The 17,980-nt window shown below is 62.4% G+C and carries 13 protein-coding genes; 8 read left to right on the top strand and 5 right to left on the bottom strand.

Annotated features, from left to right (window positions below):
• Positions 1-75: 75 nt before the first annotated feature.
• Positions 76-2,202 carry a TonB-dependent siderophore receptor gene (locus AC0Z5Z_RS04825; RefSeq protein WP_485610780.1) on the bottom strand — a complete coding sequence of 709 codons (2,127 nt, stop codon included), beginning with the start codon at positions 2,200-2,202 and terminating at the stop codon, positions 76-78.
• A gap of 266 nt (positions 2,203-2,468) precedes the next feature.
• Between AC0Z5Z_RS04825 and paoC the strand changes: the two genes are divergently transcribed.
• Positions 2,469-4,679, top strand: coding sequence for an aldehyde oxidoreductase molybdenum-binding subunit PaoC (gene paoC / locus AC0Z5Z_RS04820; RefSeq protein ID WP_485610779.1), 2,211 nt, complete (start codon positions 2,469-2,471; stop codon positions 4,677-4,679).
• Between the two features lie 25 nt (positions 4,680-4,704).
• A complete protein-coding gene (locus AC0Z5Z_RS04815) occupies positions 4,705-5,037 on the top strand; it encodes a hypothetical protein (protein WP_485610778.1) in 333 nt (110 codons plus the stop codon).
• Between the two features lie 291 nt (positions 5,038-5,328).
• Here the strand turns inward: AC0Z5Z_RS04815 and AC0Z5Z_RS04810 are convergent, their stop codons facing one another.
• Positions 5,329-5,913 carry a TetR/AcrR family transcriptional regulator gene (locus tag AC0Z5Z_RS04810; RefSeq protein WP_041480321.1) on the bottom strand — a complete coding sequence of 195 codons (585 nt, stop codon included), beginning with the start codon at positions 5,911-5,913 and terminating at the stop codon, positions 5,329-5,331.
• 212 nt (positions 5,914-6,125) lie between these two features.
• Between AC0Z5Z_RS04810 and AC0Z5Z_RS04805 the strand changes: the two genes are divergently transcribed.
• The 3 genes from AC0Z5Z_RS04805 (at position 6,126) to AC0Z5Z_RS04795 (ending at position 9,760) form a co-directional block, all read left to right on the top strand.
• The gene (locus AC0Z5Z_RS04805; protein ID WP_485610777.1) at positions 6,126-6,803 is read left to right on the top strand and encodes a type 1 glutamine amidotransferase domain-containing protein; all 678 of its coding nucleotides are present in this window, start codon (positions 6,126-6,128) and stop codon (positions 6,801-6,803) included.
• Positions 6,804-6,905: 102 nt separating this feature from the next.
• Positions 6,906-8,027 carry an alkene reductase gene (locus AC0Z5Z_RS04800; RefSeq protein WP_485610776.1) on the top strand — a complete coding sequence of 374 codons (1,122 nt, stop codon included), beginning with the start codon at positions 6,906-6,908 and terminating at the stop codon, positions 8,025-8,027.
• A gap of 194 nt (positions 8,028-8,221) precedes the next feature.
• On the top strand, positions 8,222-9,760 hold the full coding sequence (locus AC0Z5Z_RS04795) for a cryptochrome/photolyase family protein (RefSeq protein ID WP_485610775.1): 1,539 nt from the start codon (positions 8,222-8,224) through the stop codon (positions 9,758-9,760).
• 6 nt (positions 9,761-9,766) lie between these two features.
• Here AC0Z5Z_RS04795 and AC0Z5Z_RS04790 read toward each other — a convergent pair whose 3' ends face one another.
• The 3 genes from AC0Z5Z_RS04790 to AC0Z5Z_RS04780 form a co-directional block, all read right to left on the bottom strand.
• Complete coding sequence (locus tag AC0Z5Z_RS04790; protein ID WP_073476240.1) at positions 9,767-11,269, bottom strand: sensor domain-containing diguanylate cyclase; 1,503 nt, start codon at positions 11,267-11,269, stop codon at positions 9,767-9,769.
• A gap of 130 nt (positions 11,270-11,399) precedes the next feature.
• Positions 11,400-12,314 carry a LysR family transcriptional regulator gene (locus tag AC0Z5Z_RS04785; RefSeq protein ID WP_485610774.1) on the bottom strand — a complete coding sequence of 305 codons (915 nt, stop codon included), beginning with the start codon at positions 12,312-12,314 and terminating at the stop codon, positions 11,400-11,402.
• A 94-nt stretch (positions 12,315-12,408) separates the two neighbouring features.
• Positions 12,409-13,608 carry an MFS transporter gene (locus AC0Z5Z_RS04780; RefSeq protein ID WP_485610773.1) on the bottom strand — a complete coding sequence of 400 codons (1,200 nt, stop codon included), beginning with the start codon at positions 13,606-13,608 and terminating at the stop codon, positions 12,409-12,411.
• Between the two features lie 298 nt (positions 13,609-13,906).
• On the opposite strand from AC0Z5Z_RS04780, the gene AC0Z5Z_RS04775 reads away from it, so the two are divergent.
• The 3 genes from AC0Z5Z_RS04775 to AC0Z5Z_RS04765 are packed head-to-tail and all read left to right on the top strand — an operon-like array spanning position 13,907 to position 17,876.
• Positions 13,907-15,175 carry a c-type cytochrome gene (locus AC0Z5Z_RS04775; protein WP_485610772.1) on the top strand — a complete coding sequence of 423 codons (1,269 nt, stop codon included), beginning with the start codon at positions 13,907-13,909 and terminating at the stop codon, positions 15,173-15,175.
• On the top strand, positions 15,172-15,645 hold the full coding sequence (locus tag AC0Z5Z_RS04770; RefSeq protein ID WP_236168780.1) for a (2Fe-2S)-binding protein: 474 nt from the start codon (positions 15,172-15,174) through the stop codon (positions 15,643-15,645). Before AC0Z5Z_RS04775 ends, AC0Z5Z_RS04770 begins: the two co-directional genes overlap by 4 nt.
• Positions 15,642-17,876, top strand: a complete 2,235-nt coding sequence (locus AC0Z5Z_RS04765) for a xanthine dehydrogenase family protein molybdopterin-binding subunit (protein WP_485610771.1) — start codon at positions 15,642-15,644, stop codon at positions 17,874-17,876. Before AC0Z5Z_RS04770 ends, AC0Z5Z_RS04765 begins: the two co-directional genes overlap by 4 nt.
• The last annotated feature ends 104 nt before the right edge of the window (positions 17,877-17,980 follow it).

The raw sequence follows: 17,980 nt of genomic DNA, 5'->3' as shown, positions 1-17,980 counted from the left end.
GTGCGGCATGCCGATGTCTGATTTCGACATGCCACTCTCAGGCCACCATGAGTCGGCGGCAACCGCTGCGGCGATTTACAGCGTGTAGGAAATCCCCACCTGCACGGTTCGCGGCGCGCCCGGGTAGGCGTAAACGTTGCCGAAGGCGCCTTCTTCGTAGTCGCGATCGAAGATGTTTTTCACATCGAGGTTGAGCCGCACTTTGTCGTTGACCTTGTAGAAGCTCAGCAGGTCGACCACGGTGTAACTGCCCATGGAAAACGCGGTGTTGGCGGTCTGCCCGGCGCGCTCGTCGACGTATTTCAGGCCGGTGCCAAGGCCAAGACCTTTGAGCGCGCCGTCCTGGAACTCGTACATGTTGAGCAGGCTGAAGCTGTTCTTCGGGATGTTCAGCAGTCGGGTGCCGGAGCGCAGCGTGTTGTCCTTGGTCACCTCGGCGTCGACGTAAGCGTAACCGCCGACTACTCGCCACTCCGGGGTGAGATTGCCGGTGACATTGACGTCGAAACCACGGCTGCGCACTTCACCGGCGGCGACGCTGAAGGTCGAATCCACCGGGTCGGTGGTCAGCACGTTGCGTTTTTCGATCTGGTAGATCGCCGCGTCGACGCTCAACTGCTGATCCAGCGCTTCCCACTTCACGCCCATCTCGTAGGACTTGCCTTTCTCCGGGGCGAAACTGCCGCCTTCGCGACTGGCGCCGGTGTTGGGCTTGAACGAGCGCGCGGTGTTGGCGTACACCGCTAGGGTATCGGTCAAATCGTAGGTGATGCCGATACGCGGGGTGACGGCATTGTCGCTGGCCTGCCAGCTCTTGCCGCCCGGCACGTAGGTTTCATAGTCATGCTCAAAGCGCTCGAAACGCGCGCCGGCCAGGACTTTGAGCTTGTCGGTCAGGGCGACCTGATCCTGCACGAACGCCGCATAGGTCTTGAGGTTTTCCTTGTCGTGAGTCGGTGTGCGGGTCAGCGCCGGACGTGGCTGGCCGTAAACCGGATTGAAGATGTCGATCGGGTAGGCACTGACCGCGCCGCTGGAGCGCTGGATGATCGACTTGTAGTCGTAATCTTCGTACTCGATGCCGGTGAGCAAGGTGTGCTGCAGACCACCAGTGTCGAAATGCCCGGTGAGGTTGAGCTGGGTGTCCTTGTCGGTCCATTCCAGCTTGCGGTAGTTGAAGTTGCGCCCCAGCGTGCGGCCGTCAGCGGCAATGCCGTTGGCCTCGATCGCGTTGCCCTTGAGCGAGCCGTCGAGCCACTGGAATCCACCGCCCAGGGTCCAGTCATCGTTGAGCATGTGCTCGAAACGCAGTTGCGCCATGTTGTTGTCGTTGTGCAGTTTGCCGACGTCCTTCTCGCCAAAGAAGGTATCGCGCGAGGCGGTGCCGATCTGCGCCGGGTAGCGCGTCACGCCACGATCGAGCGGCGCGTTGTTGCGCATGAAATCGCCTTCGAAAATCAGCTTGGTCGCATCGGTGGCCTGCCAGGTCAGCACCGGCGTGATGCCGTAGCGCTCGTTCTCGACATGATCGCGGAAGGTATCGCCGCCCTCGCCCACCACATTCAAGCGATAGGCCAGGCGCCCTTCTTCATCGAGCGGACCGGAAGCGTCGAGGGTGCCGCGCTTCATGCCTTGGTCGTTCAACTGGCTGCCTAACGTAACGGTGCGCTCGGGCAACGGCTGTTTCGACACCACGTTGAAGGTACCGCCTGGGTCGCCACGGCCATAGAGCATGGTCGCCGGACCGCGCAGCACTTCCAGGCGTTCTATGGTGTTGGCGTCGGGCATGTTCGGGTAGCCACGGTTGATCGGGAAACCGTTGCGGTAGAACTCACCCGTAGTGAAGCCACGCACGGTGAACGTGGTCAGGCCCTGCCCACCGAAATTGTTCGCCCGCCCGACGCCGCCGGCGTAATCCAGCGCATCCTGCAAACGCGTCGCGCCGAGGTCTTCAACGGCATCCTTGGTCACCACGCTGATCGATTGCGCGGTTTCATGAATCGAGGTGTCGGTGCGCGTGGCGCTGGCCGAACGGGTCGCGCGGTAGCCTTGCACCGGGCCGTCTGCCCGTTCGTAATCAGCTGTGCCGACCACATCGGTGGCTTCCAGCTCAAGCGTTGAAGAAGTCGGTTCGGCTGACTCAGCCCACGAGGAAGAAGACAACGCCTGCAGCACACAAATGGAAAGCAGAGTTCGACGCATGAGGTGAAAACCTTTACGAATAGGCCAGAACGAAGGGCAAAACCGCCAATGAAAACGCGGCGCATGGTATACGGTCGCATTAGTAATTGAAACGTATTCTTATTTGTAATGTTGATCAGGATTGGTGAGCGGGATTCATCACTCCATCCTGAAACCGCGCATTATCAGCAGCGCGTCGATGGCCTAGGCTCGTAGAGATCCGACGTCAATCGATGGCTGCGCCGAGCTACGTGGGCGTCGCCAGCCTGTCTGAAAGGAATTTGCAGATGAAATTCGACACCCCGGCCGGCTCCAATCCGATCGACCAACTGAACGTCATCGGCCAACCTGCCAACCGCATCGACGGCAAGCTGAAAACCACCGGCACCGCCCCCTACGCCTACGAGCAAAACGCAGCGGTGCCGGACGCCGCTTACGGCTATATCGTCGGCGCCGGGATCGGCAAGGGGCGCATCGCCTCGATTGATTCGACGCAAGCGCGGGAAGCGTCCGGGGTGATTGCCATCGTCACTTACGAAAACGCCGGGCCATTGGCCAAAGGCGAGTTTTACGTAGCCAGGGCCTTGGCCGGGCCGCAGGTCGATCACTATCACCAGGCCGTGGCGATTGTCGTCGCAGACACTTTTGAACAGGCCCGCGCGGCCGCCGGCTTGCTCGACATCCGCTACGTGGCCGAACCAGGTTCATTCGATCTGGCGGCTGCGAAAGACTCCGCAACCCCACCGCCACCGGCCGGTTTCGGCCCGCCGCCGCAGACCAGCGTCGGTGACTTCGAAGGCGCCTTCAACGCTGCGCCAGTGCAAATCGATCAGCACTACAGCACGCCTGACCAGGCCCACGCGATGATGGAACCGCACGCAACCATTGCCCGTTGGAGTGGCACGCAGTTGACCTTGTGGACATCGATCCAACAGATCAACTGGGGCGTGCGCGATCTGGCGAAAACCCTCGGTATCGCCAAGGAAGATGTGCGCCTGATCTCGCCGTATATCGGCGGCGGTTTCGGCGGTAAGGGCACGATTCTTTGCGACGCAGTGTTGGCATCCCTGGCGGCTCGACATGCCGGGCGACCGGTGAAAGTCGCGCTGCCGCGGCCGCTGATGTTCAACAACCTGACCCATCGTCCGGCGACGCTTCAGCGCCTGCGCATCGGTGCCAACCGTGACGGCGTGATCACGGCGATCGGCCATGAGAGCTGGTCGGGCAATCTGCGCGGTGGTCGCGCCGAAGCGGCCACCGCGTCAACCCGCTTGCTTTACGCCGGGGCCAATCGCATGACCCGTTTGAATCTCGCCGTGCTTGATCTCGCCGAGGGTTCGGCGATGCGCGCGCCGGGCGAGGCACCGGGGATGATGGCGCTGGAAATCGCCATGGATGAACTGGCCGAAAAGCTGCAGATGGATCCGCTGCAGCTGCGCATCCTCAACGATTCGCAGGTCGATCCGGAGCAACCGGCGCGGCCGTTCTCCAAACGGCAGTTGGTGGAATGCCTGAACACTGGGGCCGAACGCTTTGGCTGGCGTCAGCGCAACCCTCAACCCGCTCAGCGCCGTGAGGATGGCTGGCTGATCGGCATCGGGCTGGCCTCGGCGATTCGCGGCGCACCGACCACCGCTTCGGCGGCGCGGGTGCGACTCGATCGTCAAGGCGTCATCACCGTGGAAACCGACATGACCGACATCGGCACCGGCAGTTACACCATCATCGCCCAGACCGCTGCCGAAATGATGGGCGTGCCGCTGGAGCGTGTCGTGGTGCATTTGGGCGATTCGCGGTTTCCGGAATCGTCGGGCTCCGGCGGCCAGTGGGGCGCAGCCTCCTCCACTGCCGGCGTGTATGCCGCGTGCGTGAAACTGCGTGAAGCCGCTGCTCGCGCCGTCGGGTTTGACCCGCAGCAAGCCGAGTTTATCGACGGACAAATTCGCGCAGGCTCGCAGCAGGTTGGCTTGGCTCGGGCCGCAGCCAATGGCGAGCTGACGGGCGAGGACCGCATGGAATACGGTGACCTTGCCCAGCGCTTCGCCCAGCAGACCTTCGGCGCGCATTTCGCCGAAGTCGCGGTCAATGCGGCGACCGGCGAAATTCGCCTGCGTCGACAACTGGCCGTGTGCGCCGCCGGGCGCATCCTCAATCCGAAAACCGCGCGCAGCCAGATCATCGGCGGCATGACTATGGGCGCAGGAGCGGCATTGATGGAAGAGCTGGCGGTGGATCATCGAATCGGCTTTTTCGTCAATCACGATCTGGCCGGATACGAGGTGCCGGTGCACGCCGACATTCCCCATCAAGAAGTTATCTTTCTCGATGAAGTCGACCCGTATGCCACCCCGCTGAAGGCCAAAGGCGTCGGCGAGCTGGGTATCAGCGGCGCGGCGGCGGCCATCGCCAACGCGATCTATAACGCCTGTGGCGTACGGGTGCGCGATTATCCGATTACGCTGGATAAACTCATCGGCGAGTTGTCCTACCCGGTCTGAGACTTGATCGCGCAGGATATCGCCCATGTACCCCACCACCCCCGATGGCCGCTATTTTGTGGTCAAGCAACAGCTGTGGCGTTGCAGCAATCCATCGTTGCCAGCCGCCGAGCGTGAGGCGTTTGTAGCCGAACTCATGTCAGCGCGGCGTGCGGTCAAAGAGGCGAAGCGTGCGGAGGATGCACAGGCGTTGAAGTCAGCGAGAGCTCGCGTCAACGAGGCGAAGATTGGGCTGGGTGAACGCGGGCCGGTGTGGTGGGATGACGGCAGCCCGGATTACAACCGTTTCAAGGTGAGCAATACGCCGTATGCGCAGTGGTTTGCCCAACTGCTTGAAGAGGACAGCAGTTCTGCCTGAGTTTTGAATGGCCTGCTGATCTCCAATCCCACCAATCAACACAGATCTCCTGTGGGAGCGAGCCTGCTCGCGAATGCATTGGGTCAGGCAATGAAGATGTTGAATGTGCCGCCGTCTTCGCGAGCAGGCTCGCTCCCACAGGATTGTGGATTGAATGAAGATCGATGGTTCAGCACGAAGCAGTGTAGGTGTGAGCCTGCTCGCGATTGCGTTGGATCAGGCAATGAAGATGTTGAATGTGCCGCCGTCTTCGCGAGCAGGCTCACTCCTACAAGGGATCTGCGGCGAGGCTCAGACATGAAGCAAATGCCGGGTCATCGCCATCGAGGTTTCCAGCGACTGCCCGGTGCGCTGCAGTTTGTTCAGCAGACTCGCGCCGAGCCAGAGCTGATACAGCGTCTCTGCCAACTTCCGCGCATCGCCCTCGGGCAGGCTTTTGTCATTTTGGCCTTGTTCGATGCATTCGGTGATGCGCGCGACGATGCGTTCGGCGCCGTCGCGCAAGGTCAAGCGCATTGATTCGGACAGGTCGGCGACTTCGGCGCTGAGTTTCACCACCAGGCATTCATCGCCGTGGCCTTCGAGGGTGCAGCGGTTCTGCCAGCCCTGCCAGTAATCCATCAAACGCTCGAACGCAGTCAGCCCAGGCAATGTCAGGCGGCGCTCCATGTCGGCGAGGTAGTCGACGAAGTAATCCTCGAGCAGCGCCTGGCCATACAACTCCTTGGATTTGAAGTAGTGATAGAACGAGCCCTTGGGCACGCCAGCGGTCTGCAGGATCTCGTTGAGGCCGACGCTGGTGAAGCCCTTCTCGGCCATCATCCGGTGGCCGGTGTCGAGCAAGTGTTGGCGGGTGTCGTCAAAGGTCGGCTTCATGGTGCGCAAAATTCCAGACAATAGACCAGTCGTATACTTCTCAAGGCCGGGAGTTTGCCATAACCGACGAGCAAAAACATTTTCTGAAAAAATTACTAGACGACTGGTCTAATTGGAACCTATGCTGCGCCCCGAGACACAAATTCATGCGGTGCCGACGCTGAGCGAATTCCTCGCCCTGTGCCGATGCCTGACCAAACCAAGGGTGCTCTATGAAAATCTTGATGGTTCTGACTTCCCACGATCAACTCGGCAACACCGGCAAGAAAACCGGCTTCTGGCTGGAAGAGTTCGCCGCGCCCTACTACGCCTTCAAGGACGCCGGCGCCGACGTCACGCTGGTATCGCCTGCCGGCGGCCAGCCGCCGCTCGATCCGAAAAGCGATGAGCCAAGCGCGCAGACTGCCGAAACCGATCGCTTCCGCGCTGATCCGGCTGCACAACAGGCACTCGCCACCACTGGCCGTTTGGCTGACGTGAAGGCCGAAGATTTCGACGCCGTGTTCTACCCAGGCGGCCACGGCCCGCTGTGGGATCTGGCCGAAGACAAGGCCTCGATTGCACTGATCGAAGCCTTCGACCGCGCCAACAAACCTCACGGTTTTGTCTGCCACGCACCCGGCGTGTTGCGTCATGTGGTGCGCGCTGACGGCCAGCCGATCGTCAAAGATCGCGACGTCACCGGTTTCACTAACGCCGAAGAAGCTGCTGTTGGTCTGACTGACGTGGTGCCGTTCCTCATCGAAGACGAATTCCAGCGTCTGGGCGGGCGCTATTCGAAAGTCGCCGATTGGCAGGTGCATGTGGTGGCTGACGGTCAACTGGTCACCGGCCAGAACCCGGCCAGCTCCGCCGCCGTTGCCGAAGAGCTGTTGAAGATGCTCGGCTGAATCCCTCGCTCTACCCCGATCAACGCCGCGTGCGTACCGCCCGGCGTTGTTTTTTTGCCCAGTCACTAGTCGACTGGTCTAATCAGATTCCAGGCTTACTCCATGAAAAACGCTTTCTTCACGCCTGCCAAATTGGGCGCACACACCCTGAAAAACCGCATCGTCCTGCCACCTCTCACCCGCCAGCGCAGCACGCAACCGGGCAATGTCGCCAACGAATTGATGGCCGAGTATTACCAGCAGCGCGCCGGTGCCGGTTTGCTGGTCACCGAAGGCACGCAGATCGAACCGCGTGGCCAGGGTTATGCGTGGACGCCGGGCATTCACACGCCGGAGCAGATCGCCGGTTGGCGCAAAGTCACCGAGGCGGTGCACGCGGTGGATGGCGTGATCTTCGCCCAGCTTTGGCACGTCGGTCGGGTCTCGCACACGGCGTTGCAGCCTAATGGTGATGCGCCGGTGTCGGCCTCTGCGATGGCGACGGACCGCGTCAGCGTGTTCATCGAAACCGCGCTTGGTGTCGGTGAACTGGTGCCACCGTCTGCTCCGCGCGCGCTGAGCACCGATGAAGTGCAGGAACTGATTCAGCTGTATATCCAGGCCGCGCGCAACGCGATGGATGCGGGTTTCGATGGCATCGAACTGCACTGCGCCAACGGTTATCTGGTCAACCAGTTCATCTCCGCCCACAGCAACCTGCGCACCGATCAATACGGTGGCTCGCTGGACAATCGCTTGCGCTTCTTGCGCGAAGTGGTGGCCGGTGTTGCCGAATGCATCGGCAAGGACAAGGTCGGTGTGCGTTTCGCGCCGTTGTTCACTACAACCGATGAAGCGCGGACGTATCTGGGCCTGGTCGAGGAAGATCCGCACACAACTTACATTGCGGCGATCAAGATTCTTGAAGACGTCGGCATCGCCTACCTGTCGATCGCCGAAGCCGACTGGGACAACGCGCCAGCGATGCCGCAGACCTTTCGCCGGGCCGTGCGCGACACGTTCAGCGGCGCGATCATTTATGCCGGTCGCTACACCGCCAAAACCGGCGCGCAATTGCTTGAGTCGGGGCTGGCCGATCTCGTTGCGTTTGGCCGGCCGTTCATGGCCAACCCGGACCTGCCGGCGCGGATTGCCAATGACTGGCCGTTGAACCAATTGAATCCGGCGACGGTGTATGGCGGTGGTGCCGAGGGTTATATCGACTATCCGACCTACCCCGCCTAAGAACCCAAAACAAGTTCCTGTGGGAGCGAGCCTGCTCGCGAAGGCGGTGGGTCAGTCAGCACTTGTATTGACTGACAGGACGCTTTCGCGAGCAGGCTCGCTCCCACAATAGGATGTCAGTGGCCGCTAAACCTATACATAACAAACAATCTGTATAACTATTGGAGTTCGAATCGTTCACCGGACTTAGCTCCATGCCCCCTGCCCACCGCTTGCTCCTGATCCTCGGCGACCAGCTGTCTTTCGACCTGGCCTCCCTGCAGCCACTCGATCCCCAGCAAGACCTGCTGCTGATGGTCGAGGTCATGGAGGAAGCGACCCACGTCGCCCATCATCCGCAAAAGATCGCTCTGATCTTCAGCGCCATGCGCCACTTTGCCGAGGCGTTACGCGATAAAGGCTTCCGCGTCCAGTACGTCAGCCTCGACGACCCGGACAACCGCGGCTCCATCCCCGGCGAATTGCAGCGCTGGCAAACCCTCACTGGTGCCGACGAAATCCACATCACCGAATGCGGCGACTGGCGCCTTGAGCAGTCAATCAAACATTCGGGCTTGCCCGTGCACTGGCATTCAGACAGCCGCTTCCTCTGTTCTCGCGAAGAGTTCTCCAACTGGGCCAGCGGCAAGAAGCAGCTGCGAATGGAGTTTTTCTACCGCGAGATGCGGCGCAAGAGTCGGCTGCTGCTGAACGGGGACGGTACGCCGGTCGGCGGTGCGTGGAATTTCGATGCGGAGAATCGCAAGGCGCTGCCCAAACACGCCAAACCGCCCTACCCGGCACGTTTCGCCAATGACGCAATCACCCAAGAGGTGCTGGCGTTGGTCGGCGAGCGCTTCGCCAGCCATTACGGCACGCTGGACGACTTCAACTACCCGGTGACCCACGCCGATGCTCAGGCCCTGTGGCAATACTTTCTCGACTATGCGCTGGCCGGCTTCGGTGATTACCAGGACGCCATGGCCAGCGAAGAGCCGTTCCTGTTTCACGCGCGGATCAGCGCGGCGCTGAACATCGGCCTGCTCGATTTGCGTCAGCTGTGCAGCGATGTCGAGGCGGCTTACTGGTCAGGGAGCATCGGCCTCAACGCTGCCGAAGGCTTCATTCGGCAACTGATCGGCTGGCGCGAATACGTGCGCGGTGTGTACTGGCTGAAGATGCCGGATTACGCCGAGGGCAATGTGTTTGGCAACACGCGCCCGCTGCCGGAGTTCTACTGGACCGGGCAGACACAGATGAACTGCATGCGCCAGGCCATCGGCCAAAGCCTGCAACATGCCTATGCGCACCACATCCAGCGGCTGATGGTCACCGGCAACTTTGCCTTGCTCGCCGGGATTGCGCCGAAGGAAATCTGTGAGTGGTATCTGGCGATCTACATGGACGCCTTCGACTGGGTCGAACTGCCCAACACCCTGGGCATGGTCATGCATGCCGACGGCGGGTATCTCGGCTCCAAGCCTTACTGCGCCAGCGGCCAGTACATCAATCGAATGTCGGATTACTGCGGCGACTGCGCCTACAAGGTCAAGGAAAGCAGCGCGGACGATGCCTGCCCGTTCAATGCGCTGTACTGGCATTTCCTCATGCGCCACGGCGATATCCTGCGTGGCAATCAGCGCATGGGCATGATGTACAAGAACCTCGACCGCATGCCGCTGGCCAAGCAGGATGCACTGTGGCAACGCGGGCAGATGCTGTTGGCGAAACTGGATAACGGCGAAGCTTTCTAGTGCACCTCAGGCCTGCCCGGCCATCCCGTTGCGCCCCGCCGCTTTGGCGCGGTACAGCGCCTGATCGGCGGTCTGGATCAACGCCGGCAGCGAATCCAGCTGCGCGCCCGTCCCCACCGCCATACCGATACTCACCGTAATCCGAGCAAACGGACTGCCCGGATGGGCGATGTTCGCTTGCTGCAAACGCTCGAGCATCAGTTGCGCCACCACCGTCGCGCCGGCGCTGTCGGTGGCCGGCATGATCACCGCCATTTCCTCGCCACCGTAGCGCGCGACCAGATCCGAGGGGCGTCGCACGCAGCCTTCCAGGATCTTGCTGACCGCTTGCAGACAAGCATCGCCGGCAACGTGGCCCAAGGCATCGTTGAACAATTTGAAGTGATCAATATCAATCATCAGCAAGGCCAGCGAGGTCCCGTCACGCTGCGCCCGCCGCGCTTCCACCGTCAGGGTTTCATCGAAACAGCGGCGGTTGGCCAGGCCGGTCAGCGCGTCCTTCAGCGCCAGTAATTCCAGCTGCCGATTGGACGCGAGCAATTGCTGCTGGGCATCGCGCAAGGCTTCTTCGGCCTCGGTGCGGCGGCGGATATCAAGGATCAGGAACCAGCCGATCAACCCGGTCAGCCCCAGCAGCCCGATCACCACCACCGCCGACAGCGCCGCTTCGATGCGCCACGCCGCTAGCGCTTCGTCCTTGCCCAGGGCCACGGTGGTGATCAGCGGCAGCGTTTCGCTTTTGCGGAACGCGTACAGCCGCTCGACACCGTCGAGGCTGGAGGTGTAGGAGGCAGTGCCGACCGAGCGGTCAACGAGGTATTTGGCGTAGATCGGCGATTTGGAGAAGTTGCGACCCATGTCCTGCTCGCGGAACGGATAGCGGACCAGCAGCGTGCCATCGGTGTACGACAGGCCTATCGCGCCGTCCTGGCCAACGTCGAGTTTGCCGAACACCCGCAGGAAGTTTTCCACCCCCAGCGTCACCGCTACCACGCCAGCGAACTGCCCGCCATCGTCGTTGAAGCGCCGACTGATGGTCACCACCCATTCGTGATTGGCACGGCTCTGGATCGGCGGGCCAATGAACGGCTCGCGGCTCGGGCTGTCACGGTGATGTATGAAATAGGCGCGGTCGCTGCTGTTGGCGCCTTCCGGAATCGGCCGATTGGAGGACATCAGCCAATGCCCGTTCCGGTCATAGATGATGATGCCGCTGAGCTGTGGCATCAGCGGCTGCTGGCGGTCGATCAGGCTCTGGATGCGCTGAATCTGCGCCGGGCCGTTGCCCTCGGTTTCCAGGCGCTCGACCAACCCGAGCAAAAGCAGCGAGCTTTGCCGGACAATGCCTTCGGTGTAGGTGTTGAGCGCCTGGGTCAGGTTCAGGCCATGCACGTCGACCTCGGCCAGCGCACGCTCGCGCGAAGACCAGACTTTCCAGATCGTCAGTGAAGTCAGGGAACAGCCAATCACCAGCAGCAGGAGCATTACAAGGCGAGTATCACGCTTCACGTCAGTACCTTAAGGAAGTCCGGTATCCATTCCAGCCATCATTCGAACGTCGGCACTCACGGCGGCCACGTGTTCCGGGGCGCAAGCATACAAGCAGTGTGCAGCGGCTGCAGCAACAGAGTGTGCAGCGCTAAGCGGCAGGTGCGGCGGGTTTGAGGATTTCCACGAGAAAATCGATGAACACGTTGATCCGGCTCGAACCACGATGGTTGGGCAAGTACAGCGCGTTGATGCAACTGCTGGCACTGCCGGGATTGACCTCGTAGTGCTCAAGCAAGCGCGTCAGGCGCCCGGCGGCGACGTCGTCGCGCACCAGCCAGTCGGCCAGCAGCGCCACCCCGCCACCGCCAATCGCCGCTTCGCGCAGAATGTCGGCGTTGTTGCTTTGCAGGCGTCCCGCAACGTTGAGCTGAATCGGCTCTTCGTCGCCCTGAAAGGTCCAGTGATGATGGCTGCCGCCGTAATCGAAACGCAGGCATTGGTGCTCAAGCAGATCCCGCGGATGTTCGAGCACGCTGCTGCGCGCCAGATAATCCGGGCTGGCGACAATCCAACGCTGAAACTGCCCGACGCGTTTGCTGACGATGTCTTCACTGACCACCGTGGAACCGAGCCGCACTGAAACGTCGATCTGCTCGCTGAGCAAATCGCTGACCTGATCGCTCAACGACAGGCTGATCTCCAGCCCGGGATGGCGTTCAAGCAAGCGGCTCAGGTGCGGCGCGATCAGCCGGCGGCCAAACTCCACCGGCACGCTGATGCGCAAGCGGCCTTGTGCTTCACTGCCACGATCGGCGACCACCGCATCGGCTTCGTCGATAGCATCGAGAATGGCCACGGCCTTCTCGAAATAGGTCTGGCCGGCGACGGTCACGCTGGTATTGCGCGTGGTGCGATTGAGCAGGCTGGCGCCCAACTCGTTTTCCAGCCCCGCCACTTGCCGTGTCACCGAAGACGTCGAAATCCCAAGCTTGCGCGCCGCCGAGGAATAGCCCCCGCAGCGCACGGTTTCAACAAACATCTTCAAGGCCAGCAATTTGTCCATAAGCGGGATCCGGTGGTGAGGGAACGCCGCTGATTGTGCATCAGTGCTCGCGACACGTCTTGTATCGTCGTGCTTGCCGGGCCTCATCGCGCCCTCAGCCATCAGCCTTGCGGCTCAGGAACAACGCCAGCGCCAGCGCCGGCAACACCGCTACGGCGACGGCCGAGAGGTTCCAGCCGAAGTGTTCGTACAGCGGGCTGGCGACCAGTGAACCGAGGGCGCCGCCGACGAAGATGCTGGTCATGTACACCGCATTCAGGCGTGCGCGGCTGTGCGGGTCGAGGGCGTAGACCTCGCGCTGGCCGAGGACCATGTTCAGTTGCACGGCAAAATCCAGCAGCACCGCACACACCACCAGCCACACATAACCACTGCCCGGTAACGCGGCGATCAACAGCGACAGCGGCGCCAGCAGCAACGCCACCAAGGTACCGCGACGACCGTGCCCGGCATCGGCCAGACGCCCGGCAATCGGCGCAGCAATCGCACCCACCGCGCCGACCAACGCAAAGATCGCCACCTGCGCCTGGCTGAAACCGTGGTGACGCATCAGCTCAATCGGCGCGAGCGTCCAGAACAGGCTGAAACTGGCGAACAGCAAACCCTGATACAGCGAACGCTGGCGCAACACAGGAAAGCGTCGGGCCAAGGCAAACACCGAACCGATCAACGCGACATAGGTGGCTTTGTGCGTCGGCACCCGGCGTGGTAATGCCACAGCGGTAATCAACGCAATCACCGCCATCAGTGCCGCCGCGCTGTAAAACACCCCGCGCCAGCCGAATACTTCAACCAACAGGCTCGACAGCGGCCGCGACAGCAGAATCCCCAGCAGCAAGCCGCTCATGATATTGCCGACCACGCGGCCCCGGCTGGCTTCCGGTGCCAGATGCGCGGCCAGCGGCACAAGGATCTGCACCGCAACCGACGTCAGGCCGATCAGCAAAGAGAGCAGCAGAAACAGCGACGGCGAATGAGTCAGGCCAGCGCACAACAGCGTCACGCTGGCGGCGAGGGTGAAGCCGACCACCAGACGGCGGTTTTCCATCAGGTCGGCCAGCGGCACCAGCAGCAACAAGCCCACCGCGTATCCGAACTGCGTCAGCGAGACGATCAGGCTGGCATTGGCGCTGGAGAGGCCGATCTGCGGCGCGATCAGTTCGACGATGGGTTGTGCGTAATACAGGTTGGCGACGACCGCGCCGCAGCAAAATGCCAGAAACGCGACCATCAGGCCGGAGAGTGAAGCAGGCTGTTCGGCGGGGGCCGCAACGGCAGGGTTGCCCGTAAGCATGGTGACACCTCGTTGAGTTCGGGAAAGTTGTGCCAAGGCTACGGTGAGCCGGCGGGGGCGAGAATCCGTGCCACTGGCAACGCACTGATGCGCGGCGCGCAACGTTGCTTGTGGCGCAACGCGCTGTTGCGCGGGCCAGTGATTCTCCACTGCAAGGGTCTTCTCTACGCTTTGGCCCTGGCGCAGACGTCCGCATCGGCGCCCTTCCCCCGGCTGCTACAAGGAGCGTTTCCATGACCCGCACTGCACTCGTCCTGCCACTGTCCGCCGCGTTTTTCTGCCGACCATGAACAGCCATTTGCTCAAATCCAGAACCCTGTGGATCAGCGTCGCCGTGCTCGCGGTACTCGGCCTGATCGTCGCCGTCGCGCTGATGTGGCGCCCGGCGATCGCGCCAATCAAACGGCCGACGTCATTCGATACTGCGCAATTGCAACGCGGCGCACGGGTGGTCGAGGCCGGCGACTGCGCGGTGTGCCATACCCGCCCCGGCGGCGAATACCTGGCCGGCGGGCTGCCGCTGGTGACGCCGTTCGGCACGCTGTACAGCACCAACATCACTCCAGATGCGCAGACCGGGATCGGCGAGTGGTCATTGCCGGCCTTCGAGCGGGCGATGCGCGAAGGCATTGCCCGCGACGGCCACTTTCTCTACCCGGCCTTTCCTTACGTGCACTACCGGCGCATGAGCTCCGAAGACATCGCCGACGCCTATGCCTACTTGATGAGCGGCCCCGCCGTACACGCGCCCGCCATGCAGAATCAGATGAACTTCCCGATGAACATCCGCCCGCTGGTGTCGTTCTGGAACCTGCTGTTTCTGCACGGCGAGCCACTGACGCCGCTGGCCGAACACAGCGCGGCATGGAATCGCGGACGTTATCTGGCCGACGGCCCGGGCCACTGCGCCGGCTGCCATTCGCCGCTGAACCTGATCGGCGCGGAGAAATCCTCGGAGTATCTGCAGGGCGGCAGCGTTGATGGCTGGGAAGCGCCGGCACTGGTCGGCCTCCAGCAACGCGCCAATCCATGGAATCGCGAGCAATTGGTCGGCTACCTGCGCGCTGACGTGGTCGATGGTCACGGCACACCCGCCGGCCCGATGCGTCCGGTCAGCCTGAGTCTGGCGCGCTTGCCGGCCAGTGAAGTCGAGGCGATTGCCGACTACCTGCTGAGCCTGCAAAGCCCGCACGCGGTGACCGAAATCACTGCGCAAAAGCCGCCGAGCAGTCCAGCGGATCACAGCAGCGGCGCCCTGCTCTTCAGCAGCGCCTGCGCCGGATGTCACGCACCCGCCGCGCCGATGCGTGAAATCGACGGCCGCCCAGGCCTGCAAAGCACTTCGGCGCTGCAAGCGGCCAGCCCGCGCAACTTTCTCAAGACCGTGCTCGAAGGCGTGCCCGCCATTCCCGGCGCGCCCGGCCCGGTGATGCCGCCATTCGCCGCCAGCCTCGACAACGCCCAGCTCGGCGCACTGGCGGCGTATCTGCGCGAGCAAGCCAGACCCGAGCAGCCATGGACTGACCTTTCTTCCACTATTGAAGCGTTACGTCAGGAGACGAAATGAGCCAGATCACTCTCACCGTCAATGGAGCCACCCAAGCGCTGGAGCTGGAAGCGGACATGCCGCTGCTGTATGCGCTGCGCAATCACCTGAACCTCAACGGCGCCAAGTACGGCTGCGGCCTGGGCCAGTGCGGCGCGTGCACGGTGATCGTCGACGACCAGCCGGTGTTCGCCTGCCTGACGCCTTGCGCAGGCCTTGAAGGAAAAAAGATCCGCACCGTGGAAAGCCTCGGCAGCGCAGAGAAACCCGGCCCTTTGCAAGCGGCGTTCATCGACAAGCAGGCCGCGCAATGCGGTTACTGCATCGCCGGCATGCTGATGCGCGCGCAGGCGTTGCTCGAACGTGATCCGCACCCGGACGAACAAACCATCCGCGAGCACATGGCCGGCAATCTGTGCCGTTGCGGCACGCACTTGCGCATCATCGAGGCGATCAAACAGGTGGCCGGGCATAACGGGAGCCTGACATGAGCGAAGCAAACGGCTTGAACCCCAGCCGCCGGGCCTTCCTGCGCGGCGGCGCGTTGCTCATGGCTTTTACCCTGATGCCAATGGCGCGGCGGGCCTTGGCCGACACCGAAGTCGACACCCTCGGCACCGTAGTGCTGGCCCCCGATCTGCCCGGCAGCCTGCGCACCAACCCTTACTTGGACGCGTGGATTCGCATCGGCGCCGACGGCATCACCGTGTACACCGGCAAAGTCGAATTGGGCACTGGAGTAAAAACCGCGTTGCTGCAAATCGCTGCCGAGCGCTTGCAGGTGCCGGCCAGCGCGATCAACTTGCTAACCGCCGACACCGCACTGACGCCCAACGAAGGCTACACCGCCGGCAGCCACAGCATTTTCGACAGCGGCACCGCGCTGTACAACGCTGCCGCGCAGGTGCGGGAAATGCTCGTCGATGCCGCTGCGCGCAGTTGGCAAGTCGATGCTGCGCAACTGAGCACTCGCGACGGCATTATCGAAGGGCCAGCCGCTCAGCGCATGGCTTATGCCGAAGCAGTCCAGCATGTCGATGTGCACCAATACGCCAAGGCGCAATCACCGGCGATGGCAGCGGCCGACTTCAAGCTGATCGGGCACAACCTGCCGCGTCTGGACATTCCGGCCAAGGTCAGCGGCGGCGCGGCGTTCGTGCAAGACATGCGCCTGCCGGGCATGCTGCATGCGCGGGTGATTCGCCCGCCGCGTCCCGGCTGCACGCTGCAGGCATTCGATACGGCATCGATTGAAGCGCTCAGCGGCGTGGTCAAAGTGATTCGCGACGGCAACTATCTGGCCGTGGTCGCCGGTGATGAGTGGCAAGCGATCAAGGCCATGCGCGCCGGCATGGAAAGTGCCAAGTGGAGTGGTGGCGAGGCGATTCCCGAAGCCGCCGGGATTCACCATTTGCTCAAGCAGCTGCCCTCCAAGCGCTATCCGATCAGCAACAACGGCAATCCCGGCGGCGCGACCGAAACGCGCTTCAAGGCGCGGGTCACCAAGCAGTATCTGATGCACGGCTCGATCGGCCCGTCCTGTGCGGTGGCCTGGTTCAACGACGGCGTGCTCACGGTGTGGACGCACACCCAGGGTGTCTATCCATTGCGCGCTGGTATCGCCGAGATGCTGCGTCTGCCGCCGGAGCGTGTGCGCTGCATTCATACCGAAGGCTCGGGTTGCTACGGCCACAACGGCGCCGATGATGCCGCCGCCGATGCCGCGCTGATCGCGATGCGCCTGCCGGGCACGCCGGTGCGCGTGCAATGGATGCGCGAGCAGGAAAACCTTTGGGAGCCATACAGTTCGGCGATGGTCACCGAAGTCGATGCCGGCATCAGTCAGGGCCGTTTGCAGGACTGGAACTACGAGCTGTGGACCACGCCGCACAACGAACGCATCGTCAATGCCGGGCGTTTGCTGCCGGCACGTCTATTGGCCAGACCCTTCGCCTCGGCGCCGTCGGTGCCAATCGCTCAGCCCGAAGGTGACGGTGATCGCAACGCGGTGCCGCTGTATGAACTGGGCGCGACGCGGATCAACATGAATTTCGTCACCACCATGCCGTTCCGCACTTCGGCCATGCGCTCGCTCGGTGCGCACATCAATGTCTTTGCGATCGAGGCGGGTATTGATGAGTTGGCGATCAAGGCCGGACTCGATCCCGTGGCGTTGCGCCTGGCCCATCTGAGCGATCCGCGTGCCCGCGCCGTGATCGAGCGCGTGCGTGATGAAATCGGCTGGCCCCACAAGAGCAACGAGCCCGGCGCGGGGATCGGTTTTGCCTTCGCCCGCTACAAGAACATCATGGGTTACTGCGCCCTCGCGGTGAAACTGCGGGTGCATCCGCAGACCGGCGAAATTCGCGTCGATCATGTGGTCACGGCGGTCGACGTCGGCCAGATCGTCAGCCCCGATGGCCTGCGCAATCAGGTCGAGGGCGGCATTGTCCAGTCGGCCAGCTGGACGCTCTACGAACAAGTCGCCTACGACGCGGGCGGCATTCGCAGCTACGACTGGAGCGGTTATCCGATTCTGCGTTTCACCCAATTGCCGAAAAAAGTCGATGTGCATTTGCTTGATCAACCGGGCGAACCCTTCCTCGGCGCTGCCGAAATCGTCCAAGGGCCAATGGCTGCTGCCCTCGGCAACGCGGTCAGCAATGCCACCGGCCGGCGCTGGCTGAATCTGCCGCTGACTCGCTCGACCCAACCCGCCTGAACCACGCCCGCGTTCGTCACCGATGAGCGCGGGTGCCGTTGCGTTGCGCGCAAAACTGCGTAGCGCCGGCCACGGATTATCAGCCCCGCCGCCCCCGGTTAAGT

It is taken from the genome of Pseudomonas sp. 1L-E-NC-VB-C3 (genome assembly GCF_057291535.1).
The sequence above is the reverse complement of the archived record's forward strand: the minus strand, read 5'-3'. Positions and strand labels throughout refer to the sequence as shown.

What these genes read in the sequence shown, in the direction of transcription:
- AC0Z5Z_RS04825 (WP_485610780.1), bottom strand. Translation starts at nt 2,202, where the DNA reads ATGCGTCGAACTCTGCTTTCCATTTGTGTGCTGCAGGCGTTGTCTTCT.
- paoC (WP_485610779.1), top strand. Translation starts at nt 2,469, where the DNA reads ATGAAATTCGACACCCCGGCCGGCTCCAATCCGATCGACCAACTGAAC.
- AC0Z5Z_RS04815 (WP_485610778.1), top strand. Translation starts at nt 4,705, where the DNA reads ATGTACCCCACCACCCCCGATGGCCGCTATTTTGTGGTCAAGCAACAG.
- AC0Z5Z_RS04810 (WP_041480321.1), bottom strand. Translation starts at nt 5,913, where the DNA reads ATGAAGCCGACCTTTGACGACACCCGCCAACACTTGCTCGACACCGGC.
- AC0Z5Z_RS04805 (WP_485610777.1), top strand. Translation starts at nt 6,126, where the DNA reads ATGAAAATCTTGATGGTTCTGACTTCCCACGATCAACTCGGCAACACC.
- AC0Z5Z_RS04800 (WP_485610776.1), top strand. Translation starts at nt 6,906, where the DNA reads ATGAAAAACGCTTTCTTCACGCCTGCCAAATTGGGCGCACACACCCTG.
- AC0Z5Z_RS04795 (WP_485610775.1), top strand. Translation starts at nt 8,222, where the DNA reads ATGCCCCCTGCCCACCGCTTGCTCCTGATCCTCGGCGACCAGCTGTCT.
- AC0Z5Z_RS04785 (WP_485610774.1), bottom strand. Translation starts at nt 12,314, where the DNA reads ATGGACAAATTGCTGGCCTTGAAGATGTTTGTTGAAACCGTGCGCTGC.
- AC0Z5Z_RS04780 (WP_485610773.1), bottom strand. Translation starts at nt 13,608, where the DNA reads ATGCTTACGGGCAACCCTGCCGTTGCGGCCCCCGCCGAACAGCCTGCT.
- AC0Z5Z_RS04770 (WP_236168780.1), top strand. Translation starts at nt 15,172, where the DNA reads ATGAGCCAGATCACTCTCACCGTCAATGGAGCCACCCAAGCGCTGGAG.
- AC0Z5Z_RS04765 (WP_485610771.1), top strand. Translation starts at nt 15,642, where the DNA reads ATGAGCGAAGCAAACGGCTTGAACCCCAGCCGCCGGGCCTTCCTGCGC.